The organism is Pseudomonas sp. CFBP 5748 (assembly GCF_053850495.1).
In genome coordinates this window covers 271,864-285,681 of record NZ_JBSPTN010000006.1, presented here as the reverse complement: position 1 = coordinate 285,681, position 13,818 = coordinate 271,864, and the positions used below count along the sequence as shown (strand labels likewise).

Here is a 13,818-nt window from a genome sequence, read left to right as displayed (position 1 = left end):
CCGGAAACAGCCCCGAAAGGTGAAAAAAAGCCGCCAGCGCTTTATAGTGGCCGACCTCCGTTTCATCAAGTAGCCGAGCCCCATGTCCGAGCCACGCAAGATCCTCGTCACCAGTGCCCTGCCCTATGCCAATGGTTCGATTCACCTAGGCCATATGCTGGAGTACATCCAGACCGATATGTGGGTGCGCTTCCAGAAGCATCGCGGCAACCAATGCATTTATGTCTGCGCCGACGACGCCCACGGTTCGGCCATCATGCTGCGCGCGGAAAAGGAAGGCATCACCCCGGAACAACTGATCGCCAACGTCCAGGCTGAACACAGCGCCGACTTTGCCGAGTTCCTGGTGGACTTCGACAACTTCCACTCCACTCACGCCGAAGAAAACCGCGAGCTGTCGAGCCAGATCTACCTGAAGCTGCGCGACGCCGGGCACATCGCCACCCGTTCGATCACCCAGTATTTCGACCCGGAAAAGAAAATGTTCCTGGCCGACCGCTTTATCAAGGGCACCTGCCCCAAATGCGGCACGGAAGACCAGTACGGCGACAACTGTGAAAAATGCGGCGCCACCTACGCACCGACCGACCTGAAAGACCCGAAATCGGCGATTTCCGGGGCGACGCCGGTGCTCAAGGATTCCCAGCATTTCTTCTTCAAGCTGCCAGATTTCCAGCAAATGCTGCAAACCTGGACCCGCAGCGGCACCCTGCAGGACGCGGTGGCCAACAAGATCGCCGAATGGCTCGACGCCGGCCTGCAACAGTGGGACATCTCCCGCGATGCGCCGTACTTCGGTTTCGAGATCCCCGACGAGCCGGGCAAATATTTCTACGTGTGGCTGGATGCGCCCATCGGCTACATGGCCAGCTTCAAGAACCTCTGCGACCGCACGCCGGAGCTGGACTTCGACGCGTTCTGGGCCAAGGACTCCAGCGCCGAGCTGTACCACTTCATCGGCAAGGACATCGTCAACTTCCACGCGCTGTTCTGGCCCGCCATGCTTGAAGGCGCCGGTTTCCGTAAACCGACCGGCATCAATGTCCACGGCTACCTGACCGTCAACGGCCAGAAAATGTCCAAGTCCCGCGGCACCTTCATCAAGGCCCGGACCTACCTGGACCACCTGTCGCCGGAATACCTGCGCTACTACTACGCGGCCAAGCTCGGCCGTGGCGTCGACGACCTGGACCTGAATCTCGAAGACTTCGTGCAGAAGGTCAACTCCGACCTGGTGGGCAAGGTGGTCAACATCGCCAGCCGCTGCGCCGGTTTTATCCACAAGGGCAACGCCGGTGTCCTGGTAGCCGGCAACGCCGCGCCGGAGCTGACCGACGCCTTCCTGGCCGCGGCGCCAAGCATCGCCGATGCCTATGAGAGCCGCGACTTTGCCCGGGCCATGCGCGAAATCATGGCCTTGGCCGACCGCGCCAATGCCTGGATCGCCGACAAGGCCCCCTGGTCGTTGAACAAACAGGAAGGCAAGCAGGACGAAGTCCAGGCGATCTGCGCCCTGGGCATCAATCTGTTCCGCCAGTTGGTGATTTTCCTCAAGCCGGTGCTGCCGCTGCTGGCCGCCGATGCCGAGGCATTCCTCAACGTCGCGCCGTTGACCTGGAACGATCACCAGACCCTGCTGAGCAACCATCAGTTGAACGAGTTCAAGCCGTTGATGACCCGTATCGACGCCACCAAGGTGCAAGCGATGACCGACGCTTCCAAGGAAGACCTGGCCGCCAGCCAGACCGACACCGGCGCGCCGGCCGGTAACGGCGAACTGGCCAAGGATCCGTTGTCGCCGGAAATCGATTTTGACGCCTTCGCCGCCGTTGACCTGCGCGTGGCATTGATCGTCAAGGCCGAAGCCGTCGAGGGTGCCGACAAGCTGCTGCGCCTGACCCTGGACATCGGCGACGAGCAACGCAACGTGTTCTCCGGCATCAAGAGCGCTTACCCGGACCCAGCCCAGCTCGAAGGCCGGCTGACCATGATGATCGCCAACCTCAAGCCACGCAAAATGCGCTTCGGTGTTTCCGAAGGCATGGTGATGGCGGCAGGCCCCGGCGGTGAGGAAATCTACCTGCTGAGCCCCGACAGCGGCGCCAAGCCGGGTCAGCGGATCAAGTAAAGGACTGCGCGTTGCACCGATCCCACAGTCGCCTTGCAGGCGGCTGTGGGATTTTCATATCTGGCCCACCCTGCCCGCGTGCCGGATAATGCCTAATCTTGTAACAGGCCTTTTATCGCCGGCACGCCCATGACCGAATTTGCTCTCACATTGTTCAGCGCCGCCCTGATCAACAACCTCGTGTTGCACTGGCCGCTGGGCGTCGATCCACTGCTGGCGACGAACGCCAGAAGGCAAGTACACGCCTTGGGCCTGGCGACGGCGTGCCTGATGCTGATTGTCGGCACCTTGGGCTATCTGCTGGATCATTGGTTGCTGGCTCCGGCAAACCTGACATCCCTGCGGTTGCTTGCATGGCTGTCCTTGAGCGTGTTGTTGATCGGGCCAGTGCTGCGTCTGCTGGCGCGCTGGCTGCCGGCATTGCCGTTCGAGGGCCTGTGGCCACTGTTGCTTGGCAATGCCGGCATACTGGGCGTCACGTTGCTCAACAGCCAGGATGACCAGGGCCTGGGCCAGGCCATCGCCTTGAGCCTGGGTGGCGGGCTGGGATTCTGGCTGGTGTTGAGCCTGTTCGATGATCTGCGCCAGCGCACCTTCAATAACGATATTCCCTTGCCCTTTCGGGGCCTGCCGATTCAGTTGATCAGCGCCGGACTGATGGCGGTGGCATTTCTCGGTTTGCGCGGGCTGGTCAAAACATGAGTCTGATTCAACGTATCGACGCCCTGCTGCCGCAGACCCAATGCGGCAAGTGTGGCCACCCCGGGTGCAAGCCCTACGCCGAGGGTATCGCCCAGGGCGAGCCGATCAACAAATGCCCGCCCGGCGGGCGTGAAACCATCGCGGCCCTGGCCGACCTGATGAAAATACCGGTATTGGAACTGGACGCCAGCCGTGGTCCAGCCCCCGCGCAGATCGCCTTTATCCGTGAAGCTGAATGCATCGGTTGCACCAAGTGCATTCAGGCATGTCCGGTGGACGCGATTGTCGGCGCGGCGAAGTTGATGCACACCGTCCTCATCGACGAATGCACCGGCTGCGATCTTTGCGTGGCGCCCTGCCCGGTCGATTGCATCGAGATGCGGCCCTTGCCGATGGCGAACGTGCTGCCGATTGTCGGCGGCTTGGCCTTCAGCCCCGAAGCGCAACAAGCGCGAGCTGCCAAGCGTAATCACGCCCGGCGGCGTTTCGAACAGCGCAATGCGCGGCTGCGGCGCGAAGAAGAGCAGCGCCAGGCCGAGCGTCTGGCCCGCACCCAGCGCGCGGCCCAGGCTCCGACTCAAACCCTCGATCCCGTACAAGCTGCGCTGGAGCGAGTGCGGGCGCAAAAAGCCGCCAGCGCCGATGCGGCCCTGAAAAAAGCCAAGGTCGATCTGGCCATGAGCCGGGCGCAGTTGAACAAATCCTTGAAAGCGTTCGGACATCCGCCGACCTTTGAGCAGCAGTCGCAATTGATCCTGCTGCAACGCCAGTTCGAAGCCGCGGAACAAGCCCTGGCTCAACTGGAAAGCAACCCGTCGCCGAGCGCTGCGGCCCCTGCACCAGCGCAAAACGCCGAACTGAAGCGGGCCAAGATCCAACTGGCGATGCGCCGGGCCGAACTCAGCAAGGCCCGGGCTGCGGCGGCATCGGTTGAGCACCTGCAAGCGCTGGAGCAAGCCGTGAAGGACGCCGAACACCAGGTGGACGCCCATGCCGCTCCCTGAGCCCATGGACGAACGGCTGCAGCAAGCGATGAAGCGAGTGCTGCTGGCGACGCTGCCTGGCGTGCTGGCGTTGCTGTGGTTCCATGGCTGGGGCGTGGCGCTCAATCTACTGTTATCCGGCCTCACCGCCCTGGCGGTCGAAGCCTTGGTGTTACGTGTGCGGCGCCGGCCTCTCATGCCTGAACTGAGCGACGGCAGCGCGCTGGTCAGCGCCACGCTGCTGGCCTTGGCCCTGCCGGCGTATTGCCCCTGGTGGCTGACCGTCACGGCGGCCGCCTGCGCCTTACTGTTCGGCAAGCACCTGTGGGGCGGTGTCGGCAGCAACCCGTTCAACCCGGCAATGCTCGGGTACGCCTTGGTGCTGGTGGCGTTCCCCGCCCATATGAGTCATTGGCCCGCGCCCCACGGCGTGGGTTTGCTTGAAGGCTTGCAACAAGTGTTCGGCATGCAGACGGCGCCCGATGCCTGGGCCGGAGCGACCGCGCTGGACAGTCTGCGAACCAACAGGAGCCTGACCATCGACGAATTGTTCGCCAACGATCCGGCGTTCGGGCGTTTCGGTGGCCGAGGTATCGAATGGATCAACCTGGCGTTTTTGGCCGGCGGTCTGTTTCTGCTGCAACAACGCGTGTTCAGTTGGCATGCGCCAATAGGCATGCTGGCCAGCCTGTTCATCGTCAGTTTGTTGTGCTGGAACGGCTCGGGCTCCGACTCCCATGGCTCACCGTTGTTTCATCTGTTCACCGGCGCAACCATGCTCGGCGCATTTTTCATCGTGACCGAACCGGTCTCGGGCGCCAAAGCCGCGCTCGCACGGCTGCTATTTGGCGCAGGCGTGGGGCTGCTGGTTTACCTGATCCGAACGTGGGGTGGTTACCCTGATGGCGTAGCCTTTGCGGTGTTGCTGATGAACCTCGGTGTACCAGCACTGGAGCGGTTTGCCGAGGCGCGACAACGGCGGCAACTGACATGAAAAAACCTGGCGGCGTTGTAATCCTGATCCTGCTGATCAGCCTCGGTATCGGTGCGACTTACCTCGCGCAGCTCAGCACCGCCGGACGCATCGAGGCACAGCAACAAGCGATCGCCAACCGAAGCCTTCTCGAGGTGCTGCCAGCCGAGCAATATGACAACCAGCCATTGGCGCAGCCTGTCATGACGGACCCACTGGCCCTGGCCCATAGCACGCTGCTGGGCGGTTATCTGGCGACCCGCAGCGGCCAGCCAAGCGCTGTGCTGTTACGCAGCCAGGTGCTGGGCTATGAAGGCAGCATCCAATTGCTGATTGCCATCGACCCGCAGGGTCGGTTGCTGGGCGTGAAAACCCTGCGCCAGGCCGAAACACCCGGGCTGGGTGCGGCGATTGCCGGCTGGCCGAACACTTGGTTGCAAACCTTCAACGGTAAATCGCGCCAGGACCCGGACGACAACGGTTGGGCCTTGAAAAAGGACCGCGGGCAGTTCGATCAACTGGCAGGCGCGACGGTGACCTCCCGGGCAGTCCTCCAGGCGATTCACGATGCGTTGCGTTACTTCGACGAACACAAGGCTCAACTGACCGCGGTGGCTAGCGAATGAATAAACCATGGGTACTGACAGGCGGCCTGTTGCTCGTCCCGCTGATCGGTGCGACAAACTCGCTGGCCGGCGCATTGGGGTTATGGCTGGCCTGGGTCGTGATTACCCTCGGCCATGGCTTGGCGATGGGACTTGTCCGGCCCCGCCTGACAGCGTATCAACGGCTGCTCGCCTCCGTCGTGCTGGCCGCCACCCTGACCGCTTGCGCAGGCCTTGCCGCACAGGCCTGGGCGCTGGAATTGTATCGGCCGTTGAGTCTTTATTTTGGCTGGATCGCCTTGAGCTGCGTGGCACTGGAGCATGAGGGGGTCTTCATTGAGCCCCGCTTGCCTGCAAGCCTCAGGCTGGCAGGGCTGTTCGGCCTCTGGATGATCGGCCTGGGCGCCTTGCGCGAGCTGATCGGTAGCAACCTGCCCCTGGTCCTGCTCGCCCCTGGCGGGTTCATTCTGCTCGGCCTGCTGCTGGCGGCTTGCCAGGCGTGGACGGCCGCCAAACCCCATTCAACCCTTGAGGAAACGCCGCGCCCATGAACGCCGCAAAACGCCTGGAAATATTTCGCCGTTTTCACGAAGACAACCCGGAACCGAAAACCGAACTGGCCTACTCCTCGCCATTCGAGTTGTTGATCGCGGTGATTCTGTCGGCCCAGTCCACTGACGTCGGCGTCAACAAAGCCACGGCCAAACTGTTTCCGGTGGCCAACACACCGGAGGCGATCCATGCCCTGGGCGTCGAAGGGCTGTCCGAATACATCAAGACCATTGGCTTGTTCAACAGCAAGGCGAAAAACGTCATCGAAACCTGCCGCCTGCTGATCGAGCGCCACGGCAGTGAAATCCCACAGACTCGCGAAGCGCTGGAAGCCCTTCCAGGCGTGGGCCGCAAAACCGCCAACGTCGTGCTCAATACCGCGTTTCGTCAGTTGACCATGGCGGTCGACACCCACATCTTCCGCGTCAGCAACCGCACCGGGCTGGCGCCGGGTAAAAACGTGGTGGAGGTGGAGAAAAAACTGATGAAATTCGTACCCAAGGAATTTCTCCTGGACTCTCATCACTGGCTCATTCTCCATGGGCGATACGTGTGCCTGGCACGCAAGCCCCGCTGTGGCAGCTGCCGAATCGAAGACTTGTGCGAATACAAGCACAAGACCTCCGACGATTGAGACACTATTGATTTTATCGATCTATCGATTGAAAAAATCTTTTTTACCCGCCCGTGGTTTATCGATATAAGGAGCGCCAATGGCAGTCTTAGCCTGGAGTCGAACCCATGAGTGCTGGCAAAGAACAACTGGATGTAGAAGACGATTTCATCGCCGTTGAGGCTGACGACGCGGAACCTGTGGTCGTGGAAGTGGCGAAAACCAATCTGAGCAAACGCCGCACCATTGATAACCTGCTGGAAGAGCGCCGCTTGCAGAAACAACTGGCCGATTACGATTTTGACCTCTGACACGTAAAAGCCTCCCTGATGGAGGCTTTTTACTGAGTACGCGTGATCGAAAACTCACACCAACCCATTGCGCTGCGCCAGCTCGATCAGATCGACCAGCGAGCGTGCATTGAGTTTCAACAACAAGCGCGTCTTGTAAGTACTGACCGTCTTGTTGCTTAAAAACATCCCATCGGCAATTTCCTTATTGGTTTTTCCTCGCGCCAGTTGCTGCAGAACCATCATCTCTCGCCCAGACAAACGGTCCACCATATCGGACTCGCTGGCGTTGCCAAGACTCGAACGCACCGTATGCAATGCCTGATTGGGAAAGTAGCTGTAACCGGAAAGTACTGCCTTTATCGCACTCAACAACTCCGTGAGGTCCTGTTGCTTGCATACATAACCGGCCGCGCCCGTTTGCATGCAGCGCATCGAAAAATGCCCGGGCGCCTGGGAGGTAAGCACCAATACTTTCAGCGGTGAAGGGTTGACAGTCAGGCGCGCGATAACCTCCAACCCGTCCAGTTTCGGAATACCGATATCCAGGATGACAATGTCGGGCGCAAGTTCACGGGCGAGTTGTAAGGCATCGACACCATTGTCCGTTTCGGCAACCACTTCATAACCATGACGCTCCATTAGTAGACGTACAGCAAGACGAATGACGGGATGATCATCCACGATCAGCACTTTATTCATGGGTAAATCCAACTTCGCTGTTCGAATTTTTAGAGCACGCACAATAGCCTAGTCATTTCTACCTTGGCATGCCGCCCCCCCCTGAGTGCTCGCACCGAGAGACGCAACCTACAAGCAATACAGAAAAATCCTACAAATTACCGTGAAAATAATGTGCCATAAATTTTCTCACGGAACGCTGACTCCCCTCCCTAACCACCCGACACCTTTTCGGACAATGTGTTTTTCTGCACTTGGCTATCCCGTATGCAGAGAGATAGAAGTCATTCCACTCATAAAAAGTAACTGAATTATTATCGATAAAACAGCAACAATCTCACTAACACGGCTAAAACTTATATAAAACCAGCGAGCACAAACCCAACGTCCAAAACAGGATATGACCCCTCCCCATAGTCAACCGACAATTCATTAACAACTCACTCATTTCATTCAATCATCGAGCATAAATAACCATGAGCCATCACCATGAACAAACCTTTGAAAACCATCACCAACCCCATGACCCTGATCGCTATATTTGCCACGTTGTCTGAAACCTCTGCGGCGATTTCCCTGCCTTTCCTGGATGACCAGGACCGTGAATATTATCTGTGGTTTTTGATCAGCTTTCCGTTTTATCTGCTGTTGCTTTTTTTCATCACACTCAACTTCAACTATCGCTCGTTATATTCACCGTCAGATTTTCGCAAGAGCAAACACTTCATAAAGACCATGGATGACTCGACCTGCCGTCATAGACGAGTGTTACGTCGGGCCGATAAAGTCAAAAAATCAGTCATGCGCGGTCATCGGCGCAAACACGATCCACAACGGTTCATTTTTCTGCTGTTCAGCCCATCGGGAGAGCTGATTGCAGTGTATCGGGCCAAACCCTTGAAGCCGGCTACGGGACACACTGAAATTGTTCTGTACGTCATGCACAGCCGCGACAACGCAGACGGTGTACCGGACAGGCAGGAGGGGTGAGCGCTCAAGGAATAGCGCTGCACAACAGGAGGGAGCCACAAACAAAAACGGCCTGCTCATGGCAGGCCGTTTTCATATCGCCAGGGTCAGAACAGCTTGCGACCCTTGTTCGCCGCAATACGCATGCGCAGGGCGTTGAGCTTGATGAAACCGGCTGCGTCGGCCTGGTTGTAAGCGCCACCGTCTTCTTCGAAGGTCGCGATGTTGGCATCGAACAACGACTCATCGGACTTGCGACCGGTAACGATCACGTTGCCTTTGTACAGCTTCAGGCGTACCACACCGTTCACGTGGGCCTGGGAGGCGTCGATCATCTGCTGCAGCATCAGACGCTCAGGGCTCCACCAGTAACCGGTGTAGATCAGGCTGGCGTACTTGGGCATCAGCTCGTCTTTAAGGTGAGCCACTTCGCGGTCCAGGGTGATCGATTCGATCGCCCGGTGAGCGCGCAGCATGATGGTGCCGCCCGGGGTTTCGTAGCAACCACGGGACTTCATGCCGACATAGCGGTTCTCGACGATGTCCAGACGGCCGATGCCGTGTTCGCCACCGATGCGGTTCAGGGTCGCCAGCACGGTGGCCGGGCTCATTTCCACGCCGTCCAGGGCAACGATATCGCCGTTGCGATAGGTCAGTTCCAGGTATTGCGGGGTATCAGGAGCTTTCTCCGGGGAGACCGTCCAGCGCCACATGTCTTCTTCGTGCTCGGTCCAGGTGTCTTCCAGCACGCCGCCTTCATAGGAGATGTGCAGCAGGTTGGCATCCATCGAGTACGGGGATTTCTTCTTGCCGTGACGCTCGATCGGGATCGCGTGCTTCTCGGCGTAGTCCATCAGCTTTTCACGGGACAGCAAGTCCCACTCACGCCAAGGGGCGATGACTTTCACGCCCGGCTTGAGAGCATAGGCGCCCAGCTCGAAACGCACCTGGTCGTTGCCTTTGCCGGTGGCGCCATGGGAAATGGCGTCGGCGCCGGTTTCATTGGCGATTTCGATCAGGCGCTTGGCGATCAACGGACGGGCGATAGACGTACCCAGCAGGTACTCGCCTTCGTAAACGGTGTTGGCGCGGAACATCGGGAACACGAAGTCGCGGACGAACTCTTCGCGCAGGTCATCGATGTAGATCTCTTTGACGCCCATGGCCTGAGCCTTGGCGCGTGCAGGTTCGACTTCTTCGCCCTGCCCCAGGTCTGCGGTGAAGGTCACCACTTCGCAGTTATAAGTGTCCTGCAGCCACTTGAGGATCACCGAAGTGTCCAGGCCGCCGGAATACGCCAGAACGACCTTGTTTACGTCCGCCATGCCATCACTCCACGGGTTGTACGGAAAGCCGGGAAGTCTAACGTCCAATGCGGATAATTTACAGGGGCGCGACAGCTTATGACGACGAAGCGACAGATTATGTCGACCGCGCGACGATCAACCCGGGATCAGGACGTCCGCGCAGCGGCGGGAGCGGCCGTAGGGATCGGTGCCTTGGCCGGAGCGGCGGCCGGCGCCGGGACCTTGGCTGGAGCCACAGCGGGCGCTGGCTGCGGTGCGGGTGCCGGTGCTTCAACCGGCGCCCCACGCTCCAGGCGCACGACCACGCGACGGTTCTTGGCCCGGTTGGCGGCGTTGGTATTGGACACCAGGGGATAACGCTCGCCATGGAACCGCAGGGTGATCTGTGACTCCTGGAAACCATTGGCCTTGAAGAAGTCCTGGACCGCCAGGGCGCGGCGACGCGACAGTTCACGGTTGGTCAGACGGTTGCCGCTATTGTCAGAGTGACCGTCGAGCTCGACACGATTAACGCTCGGGTCGGCCTTGATGAAGTCGAGCATCACCTGCAACTGGGCCTTGGCCTGAGCATCGAGCTCGACCCCTTCGCCGGGGAAACCGATCTGGGTTTGCTTGATCTGCTCGAAATTCTTCGGTAACAGTTTCGCCACGCAGCCTTGATAGTCACTGAAGGCCTTATTGAAGCGCACCGGCAACAATCGGACTTCCGAGACCCGCCCGTCCTCGGTGTTGCGTCGCACCACAGGGCTGCGCCCGTCCATCAGCCCACTGATCAAGCGACCTGCCTGGATCTGGGAGCTGTTGAACAAGACATCGCCACTGCCAATCCTGACCGAGCCCAGGTTGATGTCGCCGCGCCCCGGTTGCCATGGCGCCGCAGCCGCCAGCAAGGTCGCCGAACCGCCACCGAGCATCGGGTTATAGGCCTTGAGCCTGAATGTGGCCTGCTCGCCCGCCCGACGCACGAACTCGCCGCTGCCGAAATCGGTGATCGGCTGGCTCAGCCGACACTCGAACTTGTCGCCTTCGACCGTCCACTCAATGCTCTCCAGGCGGGTCTGGAAAGTGAGCGCCATGGCGGGAAGGCTGGCAAACACACTGAGCAAGGCTAGATAACGCTGGCGCACGGGAGGCTCCACTGACTTTTATACAAAGATCGACACATGCCGAGGGCATGACGCCTGTCCGGGGCACTGCACGGATTCGTGGCACACCTGTAGGAGCTATCGGTAAGTTGCGGCAGAACTTGATAGCGGGTGCCTGAATCGGTCTTTTCCGGTAGCATTCCCCAGAGTTTGACCCGCCTGGAAGCCCCCCAATGTCCGACCGCCTGACCCTGCTGCGTCCCGACGACTGGCATATTCATCTTCGCGATGGTGCTGTGTTGACCCATACCGTCGCCGATGTCGCGCGCACCTTCGGGCGCGCAATCATCATGCCTAACCTGGTTCCGCCCGTGCGCAACGCCACCGAGGCCGACGGCTACCGCCAGCGTATCCTCGCCGCACGACCGGCCGGCAGCCGCTTCGAACCGCTGATGGTGCTTTACCTCACCGATCGCACCCAGCCCGAAGAGATCCGCGACGCCAAGGCCAGTGGCTTTGTGCACGCCGCCAAGCTGTATCCGGCCGGCGCCACCACTAACTCTGATTCCGGCGTCACCAGCATCGACAAGATTTTCCCGGCGCTGGAGGCCATGGCCGAAGTCGGGATGCCTTTGTTGATCCATGGTGAAGTCACCCGGGGCGACGTCGACGTGTTCGACCGCGAGAAAATCTTCATCGACGAGCACATGCGCCGCGTCGTGGAGCGTTTCCCGACACTCAAGGTGGTGTTCGAACACATCACCACCGGTGATGCCGTGCAGTTCGTCAACGAGGCCCCGGCCAACGTTGGCGCGACCATTACCGCCCATCACCTGCTGTACAACCGCAACCACATGCTGGTGGGCGGGATTCGGCCGCACTTCTATTGCCTGCCGATCCTCAAGCGCAACACTCACCAGGAAGCTCTGCTCGACGCCGCCACCAGCGGCAGCGCCAAGTTTTTCCTCGGCACGGACTCGGCGCCCCACGCCCGCCATGCCAAGGAAGCCGCCTGCGGTTGCGCCGGCTGCTACACCGCCTATGCCGCCATAGAGATGTACGCCGAGGCGTTCGAGCAGCGCAATGCGCTGGACAAGCTCGAAGGCTTCGCCAGCCTGCACGGCCCGCAGTTCTATGGCCTGCCCGTGAACACCGATCGTATTACCCTGGTCCGCGACGAATGGACCGCCCCCGCCAGCCTGCCCTTCGGCGAGCTGACTGTCATCCCGCTGCGCGCCGGTGAAAAACTGCGCTGGCGCCTGCTGGAGGAAAACGCGTGAGTGAAGATCATTTCGACGACGAACAGGACGGCAATGGTGGTTCGGGCGGTGCTCGCCACCCCATGGCCGCCCGGTTCCGGGGTTATCTGCCGGTCGTCGTCGACGTAGAAACCGGTGGTTTCAATTCCGCCACCGACGCCTTGCTGGAAATCGCCGCGACCACCATCGGCATGGACGAAAAAGGCTTTGTGTTCCCTGACCACACCTATTTCTTCCGCGTCGAACCGTTCGAAGGCGCCAACATTGAAGCCGCAGCCCTGGAATTCACCGGGATCAAGCTCGATCACCCATTGCGCATGGCGGTGAGTGAAGAGACCGCCCTGACCGACATTTTCCGTGGCGTGCGCAAGGCGCTGAAGGCCAACGGTTGCAAGCGAGCGATCCTGGTCGGCCATAACAGCAGCTTCGACCTGGGTTTCCTCAACGCCGCCGTCGCGCGCATGGACATGAAGCGCAACCCGTTCCACCCGTTCTCCAGCTTCGACACGGCAACCCTGGCTGGCCTGGCGTATGGCCAGACCGTACTGGCCAAGGCCTGCCAGGCGGCCGACATCGATTTTGATGGCCGTGAAGCCCACTCGGCCCGTTACGACACCGAGAAAACGGCGGAGCTGTTCTGCGGCATCGTCAACCGCTGGAAACAGATGGGTGGCTGGCAGGATTTCGACGACTGACATCGGCCTGGCTCTTTGTGGCGAGGGAGCTTGCTCCCGCTGGGTGGCGCAGCCGCCCCAAGATTTTGTGAGCGCTACGCACTCAAGCGGGAGCAAGCTCCCTCGCCACGGGATCCATGCTCCGCCTAGAAACACCCATAAAAAAACCGGCCCTATCGAGGGCCGGTTTTTTATGCCTGTTGCGCTTACAGCTTGTCGCTGTGCTCGCCCAGGTAAGCGGCAACGCCTTCAGGGGATGCAGTCATACCCTTGTCGCCTTTCTTCCAGTTGGCCGGGCAGACTTCGCCGTGCTCTTCGTGGAATTGCAGCGCGTCGACCAGACGGATCAGCTCTTCCATGTTACGGCCCAGCGGCAGGTCGTTGATGATCTGCGAACGGACAACGCCTTTGTCGTCGATCAGGAACGCGCCACGGAAAGCCACGCCGCCTTCGGACTCAACGTCGTAGGCCTTGGCGATTTCGTGCTTCATGTCGGCAGCCATGGTGTATTTCACCTGGCCGATACCGCCAGCGTTGATAGCCGTGTTGCGCCAGGCGTTGTGGGTGAAATGCGAGTCGATCGAAACAGCAACCACTTCAACGTTGCGGGCCTTGAAGTCGTCCATGCGGTGATCCAGTGCGATCAGCTCGGACGGGCAGACGAAGGTGAAGTCCAGCGGGTAGAAGAACACCAGGCCGTATTTGCCTTTGATGGCCGAGGACAGGGTGAAGCTGTCGACGATTTCGCCGTTGCCGAGCACGGCCGGGACGGTGAAGTCAGGGGCTTGTTTGCCTACGAGTACGCTCATTGGATATCTCCTGGTGTAGTAACGTGAAAAACAAGGTCCGCGCCAGCCTGCCACCCTCAGGCGACAGCCCTGTGACACGAACCCGCTTTGCAAGGGCCGACCATCATACACCGCGAATTTGGGCTGTCTTCAACGGTTTTTCGGCGGTACAGAAAAATCTCTGTAGCACTTGATGACACCTCAATGGC

15 protein-coding genes are annotated in these 13,818 nt (G+C 59.9%); 11 read left to right on the top strand and 4 right to left on the bottom strand.

What is annotated here, in order from left to right:
* Positions 1 to 82 precede the first annotated feature (82 nt).
* From metG to ACWNZ1_RS16240, 8 genes are all read left to right on the top strand, one after another.
* Positions 83 to 2,128, top strand: coding sequence for a methionine--tRNA ligase (metG, locus tag ACWNZ1_RS16275; protein WP_135846858.1), 2,046 nt, complete (start codon positions 83 to 85; stop codon positions 2,126 to 2,128).
* Between the two features lie 129 nt (positions 2,129 to 2,257).
* A complete protein-coding gene (locus ACWNZ1_RS16270; RefSeq protein ID WP_135846859.1) occupies positions 2,258 to 2,830 on the top strand; it encodes an Rnf-Nqr domain containing protein in 573 nt (190 codons plus the stop codon).
* Positions 2,827 to 3,834, top strand: coding sequence for an electron transport complex subunit RsxB (gene rsxB / locus ACWNZ1_RS16265; protein WP_135846860.1), 1,008 nt, complete (start codon positions 2,827 to 2,829; stop codon positions 3,832 to 3,834). The genes ACWNZ1_RS16270 and rsxB overlap by 4 nt, the downstream gene beginning before the upstream one ends.
* Positions 3,821 to 4,807 carry an RnfABCDGE type electron transport complex subunit D gene (locus ACWNZ1_RS16260; protein WP_135846861.1) on the top strand — a complete coding sequence of 329 codons (987 nt, stop codon included), beginning with the start codon at positions 3,821 to 3,823 and terminating at the stop codon, positions 4,805 to 4,807. The genes rsxB and ACWNZ1_RS16260 overlap by 14 nt, the downstream gene beginning before the upstream one ends.
* The gene (locus ACWNZ1_RS16255; protein ID WP_135846862.1) at positions 4,804 to 5,412 is read left to right on the top strand and encodes an RnfABCDGE type electron transport complex subunit G; all 609 of its coding nucleotides are present in this window, start codon (positions 4,804 to 4,806) and stop codon (positions 5,410 to 5,412) included. The genes ACWNZ1_RS16260 and ACWNZ1_RS16255 overlap by 4 nt, the downstream gene beginning before the upstream one ends.
* Positions 5,409 to 5,942 (top strand): Rnf-Nqr domain containing protein, encoded by a 534-nt coding sequence (locus ACWNZ1_RS16250; protein ID WP_256453633.1) that lies wholly within the window; start codon positions 5,409 to 5,411, stop codon positions 5,940 to 5,942. The genes ACWNZ1_RS16255 and ACWNZ1_RS16250 overlap by 4 nt, the downstream gene beginning before the upstream one ends.
* Positions 5,939 to 6,577 (top strand): endonuclease III, encoded by a 639-nt coding sequence (gene nth / locus ACWNZ1_RS16245; protein WP_135846864.1) that lies wholly within the window; start codon positions 5,939 to 5,941, stop codon positions 6,575 to 6,577. Before ACWNZ1_RS16250 ends, nth begins: the two co-directional genes overlap by 4 nt.
* Positions 6,578 to 6,684: 107 nt before the next feature.
* Positions 6,685 to 6,867 (top strand): PA3496 family putative envelope integrity protein, encoded by a 183-nt coding sequence (locus tag ACWNZ1_RS16240; RefSeq protein WP_135846865.1) that lies wholly within the window; start codon positions 6,685 to 6,687, stop codon positions 6,865 to 6,867.
* A 54-nt stretch (positions 6,868 to 6,921) separates the two neighbouring features.
* On the opposite strand, the gene ACWNZ1_RS16235 is transcribed toward ACWNZ1_RS16240, so the two are convergent.
* Positions 6,922 to 7,548 (bottom strand): response regulator transcription factor, encoded by a 627-nt coding sequence (locus tag ACWNZ1_RS16235; protein ID WP_135846866.1) that lies wholly within the window; start codon positions 7,546 to 7,548, stop codon positions 6,922 to 6,924.
* Between the two features lie 468 nt (positions 7,549 to 8,016).
* Between ACWNZ1_RS16235 and ACWNZ1_RS16230 the strand changes: the two genes are divergently transcribed.
* A complete protein-coding gene (locus ACWNZ1_RS16230; RefSeq protein ID WP_135846867.1) occupies positions 8,017 to 8,517 on the top strand; it encodes a hypothetical protein in 501 nt (166 codons plus the stop codon).
* Positions 8,518 to 8,603: 86 nt separating this feature from the next.
* Here ACWNZ1_RS16230 and ACWNZ1_RS16225 read toward each other — a convergent pair whose 3' ends face one another.
* The gene (locus tag ACWNZ1_RS16225; RefSeq protein WP_003204943.1) at positions 8,604 to 9,821 is read right to left on the bottom strand and encodes an argininosuccinate synthase; all 1,218 of its coding nucleotides are present in this window, start codon (positions 9,819 to 9,821) and stop codon (positions 8,604 to 8,606) included.
* Between the two features lie 128 nt (positions 9,822 to 9,949).
* Positions 9,950 to 10,930, bottom strand: coding sequence for a flagellar protein MotY (locus tag ACWNZ1_RS16220; protein ID WP_135846868.1), 981 nt, complete (start codon positions 10,928 to 10,930; stop codon positions 9,950 to 9,952).
* Positions 10,931 to 11,121: 191 nt separating this feature from the next.
* On the opposite strand from ACWNZ1_RS16220, the gene pyrC reads away from it, so the two are divergent.
* Positions 11,122 to 12,168: a dihydroorotase gene (gene pyrC, locus ACWNZ1_RS16215; RefSeq protein ID WP_135846869.1), complete on the top strand. Its 1,047-nt coding sequence runs from the start codon at positions 11,122 to 11,124 to the stop codon at positions 12,166 to 12,168.
* The gene (gene rnt / locus ACWNZ1_RS16210) at positions 12,165 to 12,842 is read left to right on the top strand and encodes a ribonuclease T (protein ID WP_123346475.1); all 678 of its coding nucleotides are present in this window, start codon (positions 12,165 to 12,167) and stop codon (positions 12,840 to 12,842) included. Before pyrC ends, rnt begins: the two co-directional genes overlap by 4 nt.
* A 185-nt stretch (positions 12,843 to 13,027) precedes the next feature.
* Here rnt and ACWNZ1_RS16205 read toward each other — a convergent pair whose 3' ends face one another.
* Positions 13,028 to 13,630 (bottom strand): peroxiredoxin, encoded by a 603-nt coding sequence (locus tag ACWNZ1_RS16205; protein ID WP_047227018.1) that lies wholly within the window; start codon positions 13,628 to 13,630, stop codon positions 13,028 to 13,030.
* Between the last annotated feature and the right edge of the window lie 188 nt (positions 13,631 to 13,818).

Bases quoted from the DNA above. Each gene is read 5' to 3' on its own strand.
- ACWNZ1_RS16235 (WP_135846866.1), bottom strand. From the start codon at position 7,548: ATGAATAAAGTGCTGATCGTGGATGATCATCCCGTCATTCGTCTTGCT.
- ACWNZ1_RS16250 (WP_256453633.1), top strand. From the start codon at position 5,409: ATGAATAAACCATGGGTACTGACAGGCGGCCTGTTGCTCGTCCCGCTG.
- ACWNZ1_RS16230 (WP_135846867.1), top strand. From the start codon at position 8,017: ATGAACAAACCTTTGAAAACCATCACCAACCCCATGACCCTGATCGCT.
- ACWNZ1_RS16255 (WP_135846862.1), top strand. From the start codon at position 4,804: ATGAAAAAACCTGGCGGCGTTGTAATCCTGATCCTGCTGATCAGCCTC.
- nth (WP_135846864.1), top strand. From the start codon at position 5,939: ATGAACGCCGCAAAACGCCTGGAAATATTTCGCCGTTTTCACGAAGAC.
- ACWNZ1_RS16260 (WP_135846861.1), top strand. From the start codon at position 3,821: ATGCCGCTCCCTGAGCCCATGGACGAACGGCTGCAGCAAGCGATGAAG.
- ACWNZ1_RS16205 (WP_047227018.1), bottom strand. From the start codon at position 13,630: ATGAGCGTACTCGTAGGCAAACAAGCCCCTGACTTCACCGTCCCGGCC.
- ACWNZ1_RS16270 (WP_135846859.1), top strand. From the start codon at position 2,258: ATGACCGAATTTGCTCTCACATTGTTCAGCGCCGCCCTGATCAACAAC.
- rsxB (WP_135846860.1), top strand. From the start codon at position 2,827: ATGAGTCTGATTCAACGTATCGACGCCCTGCTGCCGCAGACCCAATGC.
- metG (WP_135846858.1), top strand. From the start codon at position 83: ATGTCCGAGCCACGCAAGATCCTCGTCACCAGTGCCCTGCCCTATGCC.
- ACWNZ1_RS16240 (WP_135846865.1), top strand. From the start codon at position 6,685: ATGAGTGCTGGCAAAGAACAACTGGATGTAGAAGACGATTTCATCGCC.
- pyrC (WP_135846869.1), top strand. From the start codon at position 11,122: ATGTCCGACCGCCTGACCCTGCTGCGTCCCGACGACTGGCATATTCAT.
- ACWNZ1_RS16225 (WP_003204943.1), bottom strand. From the start codon at position 9,821: ATGGCGGACGTAAACAAGGTCGTTCTGGCGTATTCCGGCGGCCTGGAC.